We start from the raw sequence: 19,184 nt of genomic DNA, 5'->3' as shown, positions 1-19,184 counted from the left end.
ATGGAGAGGAAAACACAAAGCCACCATAACAAACGCAAACCAGTTTTCTTGATGATCATAGAGGCATTGAACCACCTGATCCCATCCCGAACTCAGAAGTGAAAAGTGCCATCGCCGATGGTAGTGTGGGAGATCCCATGTGAGAGTAGGTCGTTATCAAGATTTTAATTAAGAGAAACCCTGTCCTGCTAAGCAGGGTGGGGTTTTTTCGTTATGGAGAATCACCATCGCCGATAGTTGTGTGGGGCTCTCTATAACAGACAAGCATGTGAGAGTAGGTCGTTATCAAGATTTTAAATAGAGAGCCCTGATAGCTGCTATGCTGTCAGGGCTTTTTTCGTCTGCAGAAAATCCAAAAAAGTAAAAAGGGGAGTCAACCTCCCTAAAAATTAGACGCAGATCCATTAGGGCATCGTCTCACGCCGCTCCCAGTTATCGTCATTACTAATCTATGGCTTTGCAGATTGCCACCTTGGCATTGCATTCGCTTGCGCCTGTTTCGCAGGCTCAACGCGTCGGCGCGAATCAAACACCAAGGTGACTAAAATCCATGGTTATTGTTATAAATCACAGCCGATGGCTCGATTTGTCGAGATTGGTCATGGGATGGACTCCGTTATCGGTTATGAGATGAAAACGGAGTCCAGTGTCAACAAGGCAAGATGAACAGTTCGTGCATATGCTCAAACCACGCTTATAACAAATCGTTTAAGGTGGATTCACAATTCTGTTTGAATCAGTTTTAGTGTTTACGGCACAATGTCTTAGGTTAGGTGGTCGCGTTGTTCATCACTTAACGAGGCGTTTTATACACTACGTGAATAATCGGTCATAGAACCTCTAAACGTCTTATTAAAAGTAGTTTCAAGCCTCTAAATCTAAGAGGGGCTAAAAGTATTCGAAGTTTTATTATGAAAGTTACTCTTGAGAAACGCTAAATACTCACCACTCAATCCCCCACCTGTTTCGCGGGCTGAATGAGTCCGCGAAACAGGCAGTTTTATCTCTCTGAAAAACCGATAATCAGCCCTCTCTGTTACTTGAATGAGGTCTTATTAGGGCGTTTTACGAGTGGCTTGCTTGTCGCACCGTGACAGGGTGACTTTTTCCAGTAGGCTAATAAGTTGGTCGCGTTCTTCGTCCGTGAGTTTTGAAGCGAGTATTTTTTCATACTCTTTTGACTGTTCGGCTAACCAGCTTAGTTCATCTTGTCCTGAGTCCGTTAGGTAGAGTAGGTTGCTGCGCCGATCACCTTGTTTGCTACGACGCTCTACTAAATTGAGTGATTCCAGCCAATCGACGACTTTGACAATACCGGCTCGGCTGATGCCAAGCTTTTTGGCCAAAGCGGATTGGGTGATTCCTGGGTGGGTGCCAATTATCGATAATGCGGTCATCCGAGCAGGTGAGATGGCATTGTCACCAAGAAATTCAAAGAAAAGTTCGTATGCGTGTACTTGTGCGCGCTTTATTGAGTATCCCAGCGCTTTAGATACTAGGTCCAGAGGATCTATTTTCATCTCATTGCTGTATAGGCCATCTTTCGGCGTTTTTTTGCCTGATCTCATTCCTAGTTTGTCCTTTGTTTTCATTTTAATGCCGAAGCATATACCAAAGCCGAGCCCTGGTGTCTGTCTATTAGACGGGATGTGACGTCGTTGCCCAAGCTTTTTATGACCGCTTGATGTTTGCATAATATCATGACAATATGTTAACTAGGTTAACATTATATTAGGTTTACAATAGGTTTTTCTACTAACACTAATGAATGTATTGGTGTGGGTTAACATCGGTATCAGTTGCACGTGCTGATTCGTATTGAGGAGATAAAAATAATGAAAGAGCTTGATACTAGTAGTGCGCCACTTGTGACGCTCTCTATTGAAGGTGCCATTGCCATGGTGACGTTAAATCGACCTGAAAAGCGTAATGCGCTGAGTATGGTGATGGTTGAGGAATTAATGGATGTATTCTCGTCCTTACCTAAGAGCGTGAGAGCCGTGATTCTTTCCGGTGCTGGAGAGCATTTCAGTGCGGGGTTGGACCTGTCAGAACTGAAGGAGTCTTCCTCTTCTGAAAATATTGAAGGTTCTATGTTGTGGTATGAGGCCTTTGGCAAAATACAGTTTGGTCGAGTCCCTGTGATTGTGGTTATGCAAGGGGCGGTGGTTGGCGGTGGTCTAGAATTAGCCTCGGCCCTTCACGTCCGCATTGCTGAAAGTGATGCCTATTTCGGCTTGCCAGAAGGACAGCGGGGGATTTTCTTAGGCGGTGGAGGCTCGGTTCGGATTGCGAAGCTGATTGGCTTTTCTCGTGTTGCTGAAATGATGCTAACAGGCCACGTTGTTGATGCAACAGAAGCCCATCAAATAGGCCTTGCTCATTACGTTGTGAAGAAAGGTGAAGGGATGCGTAAAGCTAGGGAGTTAGCGGAGAAAGTTGCCAGTAACTTACCCATGTCTAATTTCGCCATTCTTAAAGCATTACCTTTGATTGCGGAACAGCCCATGTCCCATGGCTTGATGACTGAATCTTTAATGGCCGCCATTACGCAAGATGCACCAGAAGCGAAAGATAGAGTAAACGCATTCTTACAAAAACGGGCGAATAAAATCACGCCTGATTAATGATAGCCCCGTTAATTTTACTTCTAGCAAAGACACTTTAATTATAAAAATAAGAGGTTGTTATGAGTACATTTAATCATGAAGGCGATGCCAGTTCGTCTATCGAAAGCCAATTTAACAAGGACATTCGTCCGATTCTTAATCCCAAAACCGTTGCCATTGTTGGCATGTCTAGCAAACCAGGTTCCGCAGGTAGAGTGGTTCTGAACAATTTGTTAGACGGTGGGTTCAATGGAGAAATTTACCTGGTAGGTCGTAGCGGGGGGCAGATTGATGGTCGTCAAGTCCTGACGGATATTGCTCAGTTGCCCGAAGGGGTTGAGTTGGTCATTTTAATGTTGCCGTCGTCCGCTGTACTGGATTCGATTAAAGCATGTGTCTCCCGAGGCGTGCGCAGTGCGGTGTGTTTTGCTTCTGGTTTTGCTGAAATGGGTCAAGAGGGTCGTCATTTGCAGCTTGAGATGGCTGACATCGCAAACTCGGGCAATATGTCTCTGCTGGGTCCTAATACCGTGGGTTATTTCAACTACGTTAATGGTTTCTATGTCATGATGGTTGAGTTGGAGCTACCGACTCGTCTTGATCCTAATAATGGGCCAGCAGTGGCGGTGGTAGCACAAAGTGGTGGTATTGGTGCTCACATCGCGGCATCACTGAAAGCGCGTGGTGTACCTCTTTCTTATATGGTGACCACAGGGAATGAAGCTCAGACTGGCCTGTCTGATATGATCCGTTATTATGCGACGGATGAGTATACAGGGGCTATCGTCGTGTACGCAGAGCAAATCCGTTCTGCTAGTGAATTTATTGATGCCGTGAAGGAAGCCCGCCGTCACGGTAAAGGTGTCGTTCTGTTGCATTCAGGGCGAAGCGAGCGTTCCCAAGAAGCCGCTAAGTCACACACAGGGGCACTTTCTGGTAACCACGCTGCCATGCAGTTGATAACAGAGTATTCTGGTGTAACCATCGCAAATAGCTTGGAAGAAGCGATCGATACCACGCAGCTGCTATTACGCTATCCGATTGCGCCAGACGGCGGACTAGGTTTAGTCACCGCCTCTGGTGCCATTTGTGGTTTAGCCCAGGACTATATTGAACAGCTTAACCTAGAAATGCCGCCATTATCAGCAGACCAGGTCAAGGCACTGACCGCGCATTTACCCGAATTTTTACCTCCTCGTAACCCTCTGGACTTAGGCACGCTGTCGAGTTATCAGCCGGATTTGATTGAAAAGGGGGTGAAGGCATTACTGGCGGATCCATCCATTGGCAGTGTGTTAGTCTCCATGCCTTTGCCAACTAAGGAAGCGTCTCTTGTGTGGTTAGGCTATTACCTTGAAGCGACTAAAGGCAGTAATAAGCCCGCTATCTATGTAATGCAAAACGAAGATGCACCATTGTCACCAGAATTTATTGAAGAAGCGCGTAAACACCGCGCCATTATCATGCGCTCTCCTGAGCGTGCCATGCGTGCCTTAGCCAATGTCACCCGTTTTGGTCGTCAACAGGCGCTGCAACAGCAACAGAATACCTTGGACAAGAAAGAGGCCATTGCTAGCTTAACCCTGAATAAAGGGACGCAACCTGAGTGGGTTGGCAAGAAAATTCTTGAGCAATTGTCTATTCCTACACCAACCGGATCGCTCGCGACGACGCTTGATGAAGCCATCCATATCGCTAATGAAATCGGCTATCCCGTGGTGATTAAGGCTCAGTCTGCCGATCTGACTCATAAAAGTGATGCGGGTGGTGTCTTACTAAACATTAAGGATGAAGGCGCATTACGCCTTGCTTGGAGCAAACTTCATGACAATGTTCATAAAGCACGACCAGATTTGACGTTGGATGGTGTGCTGGTAGAGAAAATGGGTCAAAAAGGTCTTGAGCTGTTGGTAGGAGCAAGTCGTGATCCGCAATGGGGGCCTATCCTTATGGTTGGTTTGGGTGGTGTTTGGGTGGAAGTATTGGGTGATGTGCAATTGATGCCACCTCAATTACCAAAAGACGCCATTATCGCCAAGTTAAATAGTCTAAAAAGCAAGAAACTGCTCAATGGATTCCGTGGTGAGCCTGCGGTTGATCTGGAGGCAGTGGCTGATGTGGTGGCGACAGTGGGACAGCTCATGTGTGAGCGTCCAGAGATCACTGAAATCGACATTAACCCATTAGTGGCGTTTGAGAAAGGTAAGGGCGTCGTTGCTCAAGATGTGCTTATGGTCATTGATTAAGCCTCGATAAGAGTTGCTACGCTGAGCGGTTTACGCTGTTTAGTCAGAACTGAATAGCCGTAAGCAGCACATACTTATACTATTTTTATGAGGAGAAACATCATGGGGCTTAAAGGGCAAGCCTATGTGGTGGGCGCTTACGAACATCCAACACGCCATGCCGTGGATAGATCGCTGGGTCAGCTACATGCTGACGTGGCACTGGGAGCTTTGCAGGATGCGGGTTTGACGGTCGATGATGTGGATGGTTATTTCTGTGCGGGGGATGTGCCTGGTTGGGAGTCTCCTGGCGTTGGTCCATTGTCCGTGGTCGAGTATTTGGGGTTGAAATTACGCCATTTCGATACTTCTGAAACGTGGGGGTCGTCTTATATCAATCATGTGGAGCACGCTGTCCAAGCCATCCAGGCGGGTAAATGCCGCGTTGCTCTGATTACCCAAGCGGGTCGGCCAAGAGCGGAAAAGTTTTCCCCCGTCGAGAGCCATCTCAAACAGGCACAATCAACAGCGGAATCTCCGTTCGAGCTACCATACGGTCCAGTGGTCACCAATATGTATGGGATGTGTGCCGCGCGTCATATGTACGAATATGGCACAACCTCCGAACAGTTGGCTTGGATTAAGGTGGCAGCATCCCACCATGCTCAACATAACCCTAATGCGATGCTACCTAAGGTGGTGACGGTTGAGGAGGTGATTGCCTCGCCGATTGTCTCAACACCACTGCATCGCTTGGACTGCTGTGTGATAAGTGATGGTGGTGGGGCATTGGTGATCGCCCATCCCGACGTCGCTCGTCAGCTTAAGCGTCCGTTGATTCGACCCATTGGATCGGGTTTTACGGTGAAGCACCTTAACGGCGGTTACTTCAATATCCTTGAGTCCGGTGCCGTGCAAACGGGTAAAGAAGCGTTTGCTGAAGCCGGTGTGACACCTCAGGACATTCAGTATGCCTCTTTGTATGATAGCTTTACGATTACTGTCTTGATTCAACTGGAGAACCTTGGTTTTTGTGAGCCAGGCCAGGGGGGGCGTTTTGTCGCCGATGGTGGCTTGATCTCTGGGGTAGGCCGCTTGCCGTTTAATACCGATGGTGGAGGGTTATGTAACAATCATCCGGGAAATCGTGGGGGGATGACAAAACTGATTGAGGCCATGCGTCAGCTGCGCGGTGAAGCTCATCCTGCCGTACAGGTGGACAATTGTACTCTAGCATTAGTGCATGGCACGGGTGGTCAGCTGGGGGCACGCCATGGCAGTGCCACGTTAATTCTAGAAAGAGAGGGCTGATTATGGAACATCGTATTCCTACATCACCACAACCGTGGCCGGAGACTCAGACTTTTTGGCAGGCTGCCAATGAAAACAAGCTAATGATTCAGCGCTGTCTGGATACTGGCAAGGCGTTTTTTTATCCGCGAGAGCACAGCCCATTTTCTGGACGAAATCATTGTGAATGGTTCGAAGCCAGTGGTAAGGGGGTTATTTACTCTTATAGCGTTATGACTCGAGCAACGCCCGCTTATTGCATTGCCTATGTTGAACTGGAAGAAGGACCTATCATACTCACCAATTTAATGGCTGATGATTTGAATCAGATTAAAATCGGACAGTCAGTAACGGTGGTGTTTGTTGCAAGTGAAAATGGTCAGAAGGTACCTGTGTTTACCCCTGTCTCTGGTTAGGAAAGAGGTGAACAGATACTGCAGTGCAGAGAGTTGAATAAGGTGGTCTATTTTTTATTCCCCATAGAGCCAGCGAACATTGTCGCTGGCTCTTTTCTTGGCCAGTTTATTCGTTCGGAGCGCTGTTATGAACGCTGGAAGAGGGAAGACGAGGTGATGTGTCGTAGTCTTCATTTTTGGCATAAATGCGCTGTATATAAAGCCCTGCAATAGCAAGCAGCACCCCTGTCACAGAACTAATGAAAGCCAGAGAGGAATACCATACCAAAGCCACTAAGCCAACAGCCGATTTAGGGACATCAATGGCTTCTTTCTTGTTCGTGATATAAGCCGCAAGACGATAGAACTGGTTTTGGTTTACCAAACGATTCACTTCGTTTTTAATGATGGTTTGTTTTTGTTGGATACCATAAATCTCATTATCGATGGCTTTGACTTCTACTTGAATCTCGTCATATTGATCTAGTAGTTTTGCTTTTTCTTTCGCAGCGCGTGATACGACACTGTTACGGTTTTGGCTCGCTTGCTTAGCAAAATCATTATAGCCATTGCGATAATTAAGTCGCTTCGTTTTCATGTCTTTCGTTTGGGACGCTATTTGCTCTTCAAGATAGGCCATGCGAGCTCGACCTAACTTGATGCGATTCTGATAATCATCCGCGAGTGCTTTTAATTGAGCTTGTAGTTGTTGCTCATTTTGGTTTTGTTTATTGAAGCCTTTATCACCATTAATTCGATCATCAATTTTGTATAAACGATCTTCTTTTTCAGAAATGAGCTTACTGTACTTTTTCTCTACGGAAGGTCGGGTGAAAAAGTTGGCATCATCAAGCGCTTTCTTCTTTTCCGCTTTCAACTGGTCAAGCTCTCTTTGCAGCTTTTTCTTATCGCTTTCAGAACCTTGCACATAATTATTTAATTGACCGTAATAGCGTGCTTTTAACCTGTTTCGTTCTTTATCCCAGGCATCGTATATCTCACTTTCTTTCTTATTGAGATCATTAATGTCTGCTTGATACTGTTGAATTAATTTATTATTAGAACTGAGTTTGGCGATTTCATGATTGATGTATTCACGCTCTTTTTCCAAAGAGCGATAGTAGGCCGCATTCGCTTTTTGGATATTTCTCTGATAATTCGTGTCGACTTTATGCGGGTCGATGATATCAATGTCTTGCTTACGGCGATTTAGAACGTCAATTTTGTTCTGTAACAATAAGGCGGCGTCTTTTCGAGCATCAATCGCAATGTTGAGGCCAGAGAAATTACGCTCAAAACCATTAAGCATGGTTTCAAAGGTAATGGTGGCCAGCATAATAAGCACAAGGAAGAACAGAATGCGCCAAGAAGTATGTTTGGCGTACATTAACGCCGTGGCCATTGGTATTTTGGAGATTTCAACGACGGCAACAAGGACAAAAGGTAAGGCGGCAACAAAAATGTTGCTATAGTCACCGAAGTCTAGCGGCCTGTCTTTTGTATCGAGTTGGGCATACACAGAAAAAGAGACGATAATGGAGATAAGAAAACCGATACTAACCGCAAGAATTTCCACGCCCCACGCGATCTTAACCAGTCTGACACCTATTTTAAATAACTTGTCGTTCGAAAGCTTTGTATTGGATTCCATAAACTATCCGCTATGAATGATGGTTCTTATTGATCAGCTACCCCATCAAAAAATGATAGTTTGGCCTTTCTCAAGAGCGTTGTTGATTGATGACGAAAAACGATGTCCATTATAAGTAAAGAATGTGTCCAATAAATCGTATCAATTTACAATATACTTGTTTTGTGTAAAATTTTGTATCAAAAAACGAATCAAAAACGCACAAAAAGTTGATTATGTAGAATCCCCTTCAGAATTCATAGTAGGAAATGGATCAAGAAGGGTTTGTATAACAGACTGGCCTGTGGGAAACGCACTCAAGTATCAATCCGTCATGTTCATGTGATAAGACACTATTTCTCTAAAGCACGTTTTGTTTTCGCTGTGGCGATGGCGCTCATCGGATCGTCTGGCCAAGGGTGTTTTGGATAGCGTCCGCGCATCTCCTTTTTTACCTCCGGATAGGCTTCTTTCCAGAAGAAGGGCAGATCTTGGGTAACCGCCAGTGGGCGTTGTGCGGGGGAGAGCAGTTCTATTTTGACGCTCATGCCTAAGATGGTTGGGTTGTGTGTGGTGCCAAACATCTCCTGTAGTTTGACTCGCAGTGTTGGCGTAGGTTGTGAATAGTCCACTTTATGATGATTGCCTGAGGCAACGCATAATCGCTCTGGTACTTTATCGTGAAGACGCTTTTGTAATTCCCAGGGTAAGCTATCTAGCAGGATGTGTTTGAGATCCATTTTATCGAGTTGGGCTTGGTTCGTGATGTTGCCAAGATAGGGTCCTAACCAGTTTTCCAGTGAGGCTAGCAAGGCTTCATCCGACATGTCGGGCCAACTTTCTTGCTGACTAGTGAGAAAATGAGCGTCTTGTTGATGTGCAAAGGCCAATCTGGCTTTGAGTGGTAAGCTGTTATCGTCCCAAGGTAGCGCGTCGATGCCCTCACGACGAAGATGAGTACACATGGCGGAGCGGATGGAATCGTCTGATGGCTTACTGGCTTGCCTACGATGGATGCAGAGTTTGCCTAACCAAGTTTGTGACTCGTAAATCAGTCGATTGTCTTTTTTAGACCAGGCTACATGATCTTGATGGGAGAAAAGGCTAGGTCGGTGGCTTTGTAAGTGCTCAATATCAAATGGCTGAGCTAAGAAAATACGATCCTCACTGTGTCCCTGATGACCTCCAAGATCTAACACCACAAGATAATCCGCTTGTGCATTCGTGTCGTTTTTATCCAGCACCGCAATACGACCATTTGAGAGTTTATAGCGTACGCTGTTCGCTTGCTCACCCAGTCGTTTTGCGAGTCGATCAGCAAACGCGCCAGCTAAGAGGTTGGCTAATGCCTGGTCTGGAACCGTGTTTGTATCGATGGAGGGGGAGAGTCCTTGGCTGCGCTGTTGCCATTGCTTGAAAGAGGTTTGATAGATGCTTTTGGGGCGTCGAGTCGGTTGGTTATGTTCTCCTTTGAGCCATAGTAAACGGCCGGAAAAATCGCTGTTTTTATTCGTGAATGGATCACCTTCGGATAAAAGGGCGCAGACCTGGCAGGCGAGTATTGGCTGTCCTTGTTGGCTGCCTTCGATAAGCAGGTGCGCTAGACGAGGGGCCAGACCAAGCTGAGCCATGGCTTCCCCATGAGGCGTTAGGGTGAAATGGTCTGGATCGAGGGCACCTAAGGTGCTAAGTAACTCGACGGATTGTTGCCAATGGCCCAGTGGCGGTGGGGTGATCCAATCCAATTCAAGTCGATCTTGTACGCCCCATTTGGCAACGTCTAAGGTGAGAGAGCTTAAATCGACACATTCTATTTGTGGTGATGCTTGAGGAGCGAGTTGATACTGTTGTTCTTCGCTCCACCAGCGATAACATACGCCTGCTTCTGTTCTCCCTGCTCGTCCCATTCGTTGAGTGGTTTCGGCTTGCGTGGCACGGCGAGTATGTAATCGTGTGGTGGCAGTATTGGCATCGAATTGGGCTTCGCGGCTTAGGCCTGAATCAATCACCACACGAATGCCTTCGATGGTTAAACTGGTCTGTGCAATGGCGGTAGCTAAGACGATTTTTCGATGGGGAGGGGCAATGGGTTGAATCACGACCTCTTGTTCCTTTAGGCTCAACTCGCCATACAAGGGTAAAATCATCGCATGAGGATCTTGTTTTAGGGCTTGGCTAAGTTGGCTTGCCACATGACGAATTTCTTTTTGCCCTGGCAAAAAAACCAATAAGCTGCCGTCTTCTTCCTGATAGGCTTTGAGGGTTTGTTTGATGACCTCGTCAGCTACCTCTAGAGTTTTTAAACGTTTATTGCCATAGCGAATAGTAACGGGAAAGTTGCGTCCTTCGCTGATTAAGGTTTTACAACTGAGGCGCTCTTCTAATATGGCCGTGTCCAACGTGGCAGACATAATGAGCAATTTTAGTGGTGAATCGTCACGAAACAGTTCTCTGGCCTGTAAGCATAAAGCAAGGGCGAGGTCGGAATGGACATTGCGTTCGTGAAATTCATCGAAAATAACGAGTGCAACGGATTCAAGACTAGGATCATCTTGTAACATGCGTGTTAGCACGCCTTCGGTGACCACCAGTACTTGAGTGTCTTGACTTTCTGCACCTTCGTGACGAATACGATAACCGATGCGCTTGCCCAGCGGTTCGTTTAAGGTGTCTGCGAGGCGTTTGGCAGCGGTTTTTGCGGCCAGCCGCCTTGGCTCGAGCATGACGATCTGTCTGCCATCAAGCCAAGCTTCGTTCATCAATTCCAACGGCACGACCGTGGTTTTCCCCGCCCCTGGTGCCGCTTCTAAAATCGCCTCATGGGCCGTGTTAAGTTGTTGTTTAAGGGCTGGCATCAGCTTGTAAATGGGCAGTATAGCGGACATAACAGACTCTTTGATTGACGGTGTCGATGATAACGTCTTGGCTTTATCGACGCACTTTGACTTTTGGGGGTCCTATTCGGATATCGGTTTTGCATTTGGCGATACAAGGTAAAAAATACCCTGCTGCTTGCTCTTTGTCGCTCAGCCCTCTTGGTTGGCGCGAGCCATAGTCTATTTCGCCAGTAATTAAAGGGGTAAGACAAATTCCACAGGTGCCATTTTGGCAAGCGTGTTTAATGGGCACGTTATGGGCGATTAATACCTCTAGAATAGACTCCTCTGCCGCTGGAAAATGTTTCTCAGACGTCCCTTGCTGCAGAGAAATGCGTTTATTATTCATATTCATGGCCAGCAACTGTTAATATGAGGCAGATTTTAGCATGATACATTCTAAGTTGGTTTTTCTCTTCTAATCTTACCTAATCAATTAATTTTGACAGGTAAAACGAAAATGCCTAATTAGAGCCATAGGATTAAACCCATAACGATGATCGAGCCAAACAAAAAAACCTTACTGATTGTTGATGATGACCAGGATATTCGTCAGTTGTTGTGTGATGTGCTATCGCAAAAAGGTTACCAGGTCTTAGAAGCGGACAATGGTGCACAAATGTGGGCACATTTAGAACAAACACAGGTCGATCTTATTTTGATGGATTTGTATCTTCGCGAAGAAGATGGATTGCATTTAGCGCGAGACGTTCGTGCCCTTTTTACGATGCCCATCATGATGTTAACAGGGAAAGGAGACGAAACGGATCGTATCCTGGGGCTGGAATTAGCCGCTGACGATTACATGATGAAGCCGTTTAATTTACGGGAACTGATGGCTCGAATTCATGCTTTGCTGCGACGCGCGATACAACTTGCACCAACGCCAGTGTTAAACACTCTTGAAGACCCGCATGACTGTTTATATTTTGGTGACTGGGTATTAGACCTGACAGCTCGTCAATTGATGAATAAAGAGGGAGAACAAGTGGTACTGACACTGGGGGAATTCTCTTTATTGGAAGTGCTGGTTCATCATCCTGATCGTATTTTTTCACGGGAACAGTTAATTGATCAAAGTCGAGGTTTGGAAGCGGAGGTTTTTGATCGCACGGTGGATGTGTTGATTTTAAGACTGCGCCGTAAAATTGAAAGTAACCCTAAAACCCCACAGTTTATTAAAACGCAGCGTGGATTGGGGTATTTTTTCCAAGGGCCAGTTCGTAAAAACTAGAGTGGAAAAATCAAATGCGCTTTATTAGCATTCGCCAAAAAGTCTCTTTTGCCATTCTGACGGTGAGTGTGGTCGCATTTTGTATGGTGGGCATCGGTTGGCAATCTATGCGGGTCAGTGAAAATTCACTGTCGGAATTTGAAGCTCAGACTTTACCCGAAATCAGTACCTCCCTCACACTGGCCGAAGGCGTGGCGCAATTAGCGGCGACGGCACCTTATACGGCAGGTTCGGGACGACCTTTTCAGCTACAGGCGGAATCACAGCGAATCAATCATAGTATTGCGGCGCTACGAAGCGTCGCCAATAGTTTGACGGACCCGGCCTTTCGGGACACCGTCAATGGTCGCTTGGATGATTTGCAAAAGACTTTAGAGGAATTGGTGTCTCTGGTTCGTGAGGAGTTATACATTCGAGAAGACAGTTATGCATTACAGTTTAAGATTCGTCAAATCAAACCTGGTAACGATACAGACCACTTCATTAGTGCCCAACAGGGTTTGGATTGGTTATTAAAGCTTTTGGAATCCCCGCATGTGGTGCCAGACAGTATCGTGACGCAACTGACGCTCAATACAAAAGGCAAAGAAGCAAAAAGTATTGCCAATGCCTTATTGAAAGCTCACCGTCGCTTAGCAAAAATCCAGTTACGAAAACAATACCTACTGACCTTGATTCGAGCCAAATCAGAAGAGCTTAGTGCACAAGTGAGTCAGTTTGTTGGCTCATTACAAAAGAAAGTAGCCCGTCAGCGAGAGGCGGTGTCGCAATATGTGTCTAATGGTCAGCACTGGATTTTTGGTATTTCCATCTTTTTGATGATTGGTCTGATTCGTTTATATTGGCAAAGCCAGCGTATGACGAGGGATTTGCAGGCGGTGACCAAGGACATGGAAGAGTTGTCGATGGGGCATATGGACTCAGATCGTCCGAAGATTAAACGTAATGATGAAATTGGTACCTTGGCCGATGCATTTGAAGTTTTCCGCTATGACGCAATAAGGCGAGTGGAAGTGACGGCGGAGCTGTCGGCCCAGAAAAAATTGTTGGAAACCATTTTCGATAATATGAACGATGGGCTGAGTGTGTTTTCGAGCAAAGGGGAATTGGTTGCTTGGAATCCCAGCTATGAAACGCTGTTTGACTTGTCTCCTGATGAGTTAAAGGCGGGTATGTCCATTAAAACGGTTCAATCGTTAATTAATAAGGGACAGCAAAAAACACTGAATTTAGAAAATCAGCAGGTTCATATGGACGAGGTGAATATTTCTCGTCATTTGCGCAGTCAAAGTTTTGAACGTCATTTTGATTCAGGCAAGATCATTGAGTTTCGTTCTAAACCCATGCCTGAAGGGGGCTTTGTGACCCTGTATACGGATTTAACTGACCGTAAAAGCGTGGAAAGCCAACTGCGTCAAGCTCAGAAAATGGAGATGTTGGGACAACTGACGGGAGGGGTTGCCCATGATTTTAACAATCTGCTAGCGGCCATCATGGGCAACTTGCAGATGTTGTCTGACTCTTCCCCGCAAACAGTGGATCAGGCTCGGTATATTGAACGAGCCTTGGCGGTGTCAGAGAAAAGCAGTAACTTAGTGCAGCGTTTGTTGGCTTTTAGTCGTCGTCAGCAGCTGTTTCCGGTTCCTACCAAAATTGATGACCTTATTGAAGGCATGTTGGATTTAGTAGAATACAGTGTAGGTACCCATATTAAAGTGTCTTGTCATTTAGGGTGTCCAGATTTTGTGAGTCTGATTGACCCTTCCCAGCTAGAAAATGCTTTGCTTAATCTTGCCTTGAACAGCGCCGGCGCCATGCCGGATGGTGGTCATTTATCCTTCTCAACCAAATACGCAATGTTACCAGACAGCACGAAGCCGGGTATTCGTATCAAGGTAGAAGATTCTGGTGAAGGCATTTCAGAAGAGGTGCTAGGTCGTATATTCGAACCTTTTTTTACGACAAAACCTGTTGGTAAAGGCAGTGGTCTTGGTCTTAGTATGATTTATGGGTTTGTGAAACAAAGTGGGGGGGAAATCAAAGTCACGTCGGAACCGGGTAAATGGACTCGAGTGTGTTTGTTTTTACCTGAACAACTTAGTGCTAAGGAGGTGGAACCTAACGTCGCGCTTGAGCGTCATAAGGCTATTCCGTTGCCTGCAGACAGTTTATTGTGGCTGGTGGAAGACGATATGGAAGTGCAAAGCGCTATGCGGGAACAGCTGCAAAAAATGGGCTTTATCGTGCAATGTTTTGACCGTGCCGAAGCGGTCTTGAGTGCGTTAAAACAAGCCATGTTGCCCGATGTGATTGTGTCAGATGTTAACTTAGCTGGGGCAATGAATGGGGTAGAGCTAGCACACACGCTAAAACCGAGCCAGGTAAGTGATAGGGCGTCAAATGTGCTCTTTCATGGTCCGGTTGTGATTATGTCTGGCCTGCCCTATGATGAAATAAGAAAAAAATACGCACTTAAAGAGTCCGATTTATTTATTTCAAAGCCCTTTAATATCAAAGAGTTATTTGAAGTTTTTTATATTGAACGTTGAAAAGTTACAAATATTACAAAAATTTTTTTCAGATGAAATTTTTCATTAGCTTTTATACGGCAAAGTGCCCCTAGAAGCAGATCTCCAACAGAGTGAACTCAGGTCTGATTCAACAGCCTCCCAGCTGATAATAAAAACAAAACTGGAGTTACCAATAAAATGAAATTTCCTTACCGTAAACTAGCTTGCCTAGTCGCCGCTGCCTCTATCTCGACTGTCGCTCTGGCAGATGAACCTATCATCGGTCTAATCACTAAGACAAATACCAACCCCTATTTCGTTACTATGAAAAAAGGTGCCGAACAAGAAGCGAAAAAGCTTGGTCTTGATTTGCGTACATTTTCAGGTCGTTATGACGGAGATAATCAATCCCAAGTCGATGCTATTGAGAATTTAATTGCGGCAGGCGCTAAGGGGATTTTGATTACCCCAAGTGATCCAGCAGCAATTGTTCCTACGGTTGAAAAGGCACGTAAGGCGGGTTTATTGGTCATTGCTTTAGATACCAAATTTAACCCAGTAAATGCCGCTGACATGACATTTGCCACCAACAACTTCCAAGCGGGTGAATTGATTGGTAAATGGGCAAGAGAAAAAATGGGCGCTAAAGCAAAAGACGCTAAAATTGCCATGTTGGATCTGAGTACCAGCCAAGTGACCGTCGACGTCGCTCGTGACCAAGGTTTCTTAAAAGGTTTCGGTATTGATATCAAAAACCCCAATCGTATCGGAGATGAAACCGATCCGCGTATTGTCGGTCATGGTGTAACCCAAGGTTCCGCTGAAGGTGGCCGTCGTGCCATGGAAGACTTGTTGCAAAAAAATCCAAATATTAACTTGGTGTACACCATCAACGAACCTGCCGCTGCAGGGGCTTATCAAGCACTTAAATCTTTTGGTTTACAGAAAAAAGTGATGATTGTGTCCATTGATGGTGGCTGCCCAGGTGTGAAAAACATTCAAGAAGGCATCTTGGATGCAACCGCAATGCAATTCCCTATCAAAATGGCCATTGATGGTGTCGATGCTATCTCGCAATTCGCAAAAACAGGTACTCGTCCTAAAGCGACGAAAGGCTTGGATTACTTCAACACAGGTGTTCAGTTGATCACTAATCAACCTGTTAAAGGCGTGAAATCTGTCACGGCGAAAACAGGTTTGGCGATGTGCTGGGGTTAATATCAACACTTGCCTGTTATGACAATGGATGACAGGCAAGTCGTCTAGTCCAAACGATTTAGAAAGCTATGTTTTTACCGCTGGCGGGGGATTTTTGTCAGCGGTTGTTTTCCTTCTTGGAGTTACCCTATGAGTTCAACCGAACAAAAAAACTCAACCGCCGTGCTTGATCACGATAAAGTGGCTGATCAGGCTCAGGTCTATGTCGCCAGTTTCGAGCATAAAGAAACGCCCGTGCAGCGTTTTAAAAAGTTCCTTCATCATTACCCAGTTGCTGCCCCCAGTATTGTATTGTTACTGGCTATTTTCTGTTTTAGTGTGATTGTTGGCGGTCGTTTTTTATCAGCTTTTAACCTGTCACTGGTGTTGCAGCAGGTGACCATCATCGGCATGGTGGGGATTGCTCAAACGCTGATTATTTTAACCGCAGGGATCGACTTGTCTGTTGGTGCCATTATGGTATTGGCATCCGTGGTAATGGGTCGTATGGCGGTCGATTATGGCCTTGATCCTTGGTTGGCATTATGTGTGGGAATCGCCGTCGGTGCTGTCGCCGGTTTTATTAATGGTTCATTAATTACGCGTCTGAAGTTGCCACCTTTTATTGCCACATTGGGCACGTGGAACGTCTTCTTCGCGTTGAATTTATGGTACTCCAATAGTGAGACCATTCGTGCCCAGGATATCTCCAATACTGCCCCGCTTTTACAGTGGCTAGGCAACACGATTGATGTGTTTGGCGCTCAGTTAACCTACGGCTCCTTGTTAATGTTGGCGATGTTTGTGGTGATTTGGTACGCCTTGAACTGGACCGCATGGGGGCGACATGTTTATGCCACGGGTGACGATCCAGCGGCGGCGAAGTTAGCGGGTATTCGTACTGAACGCATTTTGCTTTCTGTGTATATTTTAGCTGGGATTGTTTGCGCATTGGGGGCTTGGGTATTGATTGGTCGTATCGGTTCCATCAGTCCTCAGGCCGGTTATACCACGAACTTAGACAGTATTACCGCCGTAGTCATTGGTGGTTGTAGTTTGTTTGGTGGGCGAGGCTCTATCTTCGGCACATTAATTGGTGCATTGGTTGTGGGCATTTTCCGCAATGGCTTAGCCCTCGCCGGTGTTGATGTACTTTGGCAAGAGTTCACTGTTGGTATCTTGATTATTGTTGCCGTCGGTGTTGACCAATGGATCAGAAAAGGAACAGCATAATGACAACCAATACAAACCAAACTCCCGTTCTACAGACCAAGAATTTAGTAAAACGTTATGGCAGTGTAACGGCCATTGACCATGCGGATTTTGAGTTATATCCAGGCGAGATCTTAGCAATTATTGGTGACAATGGTGCGGGTAAGTCTTCCTTGATTAAGGCCTTATCGGGGGCGTTAATGCCAGATGAAGGAGAAATCCTGCTGGATGGTCAGCCAGTAAACTTTAACTCGCCGATGGAAGCGCGTGCTTTGGGTATTGAGACAGTCTATCAAAATTTGGCGGTTTCCCCAGCGCTTAACATTGCGGATAACCTATTTCTGGGACGTGAAATTCGCAAGCCCGGAATTTTAGGCTCAGTTTTCCGTATGTTAGATAAGAAAGCCATGGAACAAAAAGCCAAGGACAAAATGACAGAGCTCGGTTTAATGACCATTCAAAACATTAGCCAAGCGGTGGAATCTTTGTCGGGAGGTCAGCGCCAAGGGGTGGCTGTGGCGCGCTCAGCTTTGTTTGGTACCAAAGTCGTGATCATGGATGAGCCTACCGCTGCATTAGGTGTGAAAGAATCGCGTCGGGTTTTGAATTTGATCAAGGAAGTTCGAGACCGAGGCTTGCCAATTATTTTGATCAGCCATAACATGCCCCACGTTTTTGAAGTAGCAGATCGTATTCATATTCACCGTCTAGGTAGACGTGCTGCTGTCATCACACCTCAATCTCACTCTATGTCTGAAGCGGTAGCTATTATGACCGGAGCGTTAGAGGTAAAAAGCGACCCACAAGCCGCTTAATGTTCATTCATAGATACACAGAACATACATGGTTCCTGTGTTGCTAGATGGAAAAACGGCTCTCAGGTATTGAGAGCCTTTTTTTTCTCCAAGTAGAGGTTCTGCTCCATGCGTCGCGTCGCAGTATTGAAATCCTATGGGCGTTTTTCGCGTTTACGTTTTTTTAAAGGGCGATTGCTATCCTGTTTAGTGTTAGCGCTATTTTCCACCGCATTGTTTGCTGCAACCTCCGTAACATCGAGTTCAATAGAGGCGAAAAATGCGTCAGTTCTGAAGTCGATTGGTATTAGTGTCTCTGACCTTGGTAACCCTTATTTTGTCAAATTGATTGATGCGACCGCTTCCAAAGCTAAAGAATTGACAGGCGGCCCGGTAAAAATGTTAATTCATTCCGATGCCTATGATTTAGACCGTCAAATTAAGCAAGTGAATGAATTTATCAAAGCGGGTGTCGATCTGATTATTTTAACGGCTGCAGACCCATACAAAATTGCCCCCGTGGTAGCAAAAGCTCAGCGGGCTGGTATTAAAGTGATTGCCGTGGATGTGAATGCCAAAGGGGCAGACGCAACCATCACCACAGACAATGTACAAGCCGGAATGGAAGCGTGCGAACGACTTGCCAAGCAAATTCATTATAAAGGCAACTTTGTTATTATTAACGGAGTGTTAGTGTCGTCAGTAGTGGAGCGTGTGGCAGGCTGTAAATCGGTATTAAGTAAATATCCGAACATCTCTCTGTTAAGTTACCGTATGAATGGCAGTGGCAGTGTCGATGGTGGAATGGAAGTCATGACTTATTTGATGGAAAAATATCCCCATATCGATGCCGTATTTGCCATTAATGACCCCACCGCACTGGGGGCGCTTCAAGCAGCGCAACAAGCGGGCCGTAAAGATTTCATTATAGCCTCAGTGGATGGCGCTACGTTTGCCGAAAAGATGATTCACAAAGATAACCAATGGGTGGCAACGGCGGTTCAGCGTCCGAAAGAGATGGCGGACAAAGCCGTTGAAATTGGTCTTGCTCTGCTCGAGGGACGACCAGTGCCCCAACGTTTTATCCAAATTCCTTCCGTTTTAGTGGAAAAGCCCCTTCCGAAGGCACAATAATCGCTTATTTCATGCCATGATATGCGAGAATCTCTGGAAGACGTTCTTGCTTATTTTATTATGCTTTGGCTTAAAAGG

General features: G+C 45.9%; 14 protein-coding genes and 1 rRNA gene. 11 read left to right on the top strand and 4 right to left on the bottom strand.

Annotated features, from left to right (window positions below):
- Window positions 1-47: 47 nt before the first annotated feature.
- Window positions 48-162, top strand: a 5S ribosomal RNA gene (gene rrf / locus AC0VYG_RS22485).
- Window positions 163-1,055: 893 nt separating this feature from the next.
- On the opposite strand, the gene AC0VYG_RS22480 is transcribed toward rrf, so the two are convergent.
- Window positions 1,056-1,568, bottom strand: a complete 513-nt coding sequence (locus AC0VYG_RS22480; protein ID WP_475430095.1) for a MarR family winged helix-turn-helix transcriptional regulator — start codon at window positions 1,566-1,568, stop codon at window positions 1,056-1,058.
- A 267-nt stretch (window positions 1,569-1,835) separates the two neighbouring features.
- On the opposite strand from AC0VYG_RS22480, the gene AC0VYG_RS22475 reads away from it, so the two are divergent.
- The 4 genes from AC0VYG_RS22475 to AC0VYG_RS22460 all read left to right on the top strand — a co-directional run bounded on the left by AC0VYG_RS22475 (window position 1,836) and on the right by AC0VYG_RS22460 (window position 6,540).
- Window positions 1,836-2,627, top strand: coding sequence for a crotonase/enoyl-CoA hydratase family protein (locus tag AC0VYG_RS22475; protein ID WP_475430093.1), 792 nt, complete (start codon window positions 1,836-1,838; stop codon window positions 2,625-2,627).
- A gap of 62 nt (window positions 2,628-2,689) precedes the next feature.
- Complete coding sequence (locus AC0VYG_RS22470) at window positions 2,690-4,855, top strand: acetate--CoA ligase family protein (RefSeq protein WP_475430092.1); 2,166 nt, start codon at window positions 2,690-2,692, stop codon at window positions 4,853-4,855.
- Window positions 4,856-4,957: 102 nt separating this feature from the next.
- On the top strand, window positions 4,958-6,145 hold the full coding sequence (locus AC0VYG_RS22465; RefSeq protein WP_475430091.1) for a thiolase domain-containing protein: 1,188 nt from the start codon (window positions 4,958-4,960) through the stop codon (window positions 6,143-6,145).
- A gap of 2 nt (window positions 6,146-6,147) precedes the next feature.
- Window positions 6,148-6,540, top strand: a complete 393-nt coding sequence (locus tag AC0VYG_RS22460) for a Zn-ribbon domain-containing OB-fold protein (RefSeq protein ID WP_475430090.1) — start codon at window positions 6,148-6,150, stop codon at window positions 6,538-6,540.
- A 106-nt stretch (window positions 6,541-6,646) separates the two neighbouring features.
- Here AC0VYG_RS22460 and AC0VYG_RS22455 read toward each other — a convergent pair whose 3' ends face one another.
- From AC0VYG_RS22455 to AC0VYG_RS22445, 3 genes are all read right to left on the bottom strand, one after another.
- Window positions 6,647-8,170, bottom strand: coding sequence for an AAA family ATPase (locus tag AC0VYG_RS22455; RefSeq protein ID WP_475430089.1), 1,524 nt, complete (start codon window positions 8,168-8,170; stop codon window positions 6,647-6,649).
- Window positions 8,171-8,502: 332 nt separating this feature from the next.
- A complete protein-coding gene (gene hrpB / locus AC0VYG_RS22450) occupies window positions 8,503-11,034 on the bottom strand; it encodes an ATP-dependent helicase HrpB (RefSeq protein WP_475430088.1) in 2,532 nt (843 codons plus the stop codon).
- A 43-nt stretch (window positions 11,035-11,077) separates the two neighbouring features.
- Window positions 11,078-11,380 (bottom strand): 2Fe-2S iron-sulfur cluster-binding protein, encoded by a 303-nt coding sequence (locus tag AC0VYG_RS22445; RefSeq protein WP_475449882.1) that lies wholly within the window; start codon window positions 11,378-11,380, stop codon window positions 11,078-11,080.
- Between the two features lie 141 nt (window positions 11,381-11,521).
- On the opposite strand from AC0VYG_RS22445, the gene AC0VYG_RS22440 reads away from it, so the two are divergent.
- From AC0VYG_RS22440 to AC0VYG_RS22415, 6 genes are all read left to right on the top strand, one after another.
- Complete coding sequence (locus tag AC0VYG_RS22440; protein WP_475430086.1) at window positions 11,522-12,259, top strand: response regulator; 738 nt, start codon at window positions 11,522-11,524, stop codon at window positions 12,257-12,259.
- Between the two features lie 14 nt (window positions 12,260-12,273).
- Window positions 12,274-14,808 carry a PAS-domain containing protein gene (locus AC0VYG_RS22435; RefSeq protein WP_475430085.1) on the top strand — a complete coding sequence of 845 codons (2,535 nt, stop codon included), beginning with the start codon at window positions 12,274-12,276 and terminating at the stop codon, window positions 14,806-14,808.
- Window positions 14,809-14,967: 159 nt separating this feature from the next.
- Complete coding sequence (locus tag AC0VYG_RS22430) at window positions 14,968-15,987, top strand: substrate-binding domain-containing protein (RefSeq protein ID WP_475430084.1); 1,020 nt, start codon at window positions 14,968-14,970, stop codon at window positions 15,985-15,987.
- Between the two features lie 129 nt (window positions 15,988-16,116).
- Entirely contained in the window at window positions 16,117-17,199 is a 1,083-nt protein-coding gene (locus tag AC0VYG_RS22425; RefSeq protein WP_475430083.1) for an ABC transporter permease, read from the top strand.
- On the top strand, window positions 17,199-17,993 hold the full coding sequence (locus tag AC0VYG_RS22420) for an ATP-binding cassette domain-containing protein (protein ID WP_475430082.1): 795 nt from the start codon (window positions 17,199-17,201) through the stop codon (window positions 17,991-17,993). Before AC0VYG_RS22425 ends, AC0VYG_RS22420 begins: the two co-directional genes overlap by 1 nt.
- A gap of 108 nt (window positions 17,994-18,101) precedes the next feature.
- Entirely contained in the window at window positions 18,102-19,106 is a 1,005-nt protein-coding gene (locus AC0VYG_RS22415; RefSeq protein ID WP_475430081.1) for a substrate-binding domain-containing protein, read from the top strand.
- Window positions 19,107-19,184 lie beyond the last annotated feature (78 nt).

The organism is Marinomonas sp. 63XJN7_7_ISO-PGPR-S23-202, assembly GCF_056173505.1.
This window is presented reverse-complemented; position numbering and strand designations above follow the sequence as displayed.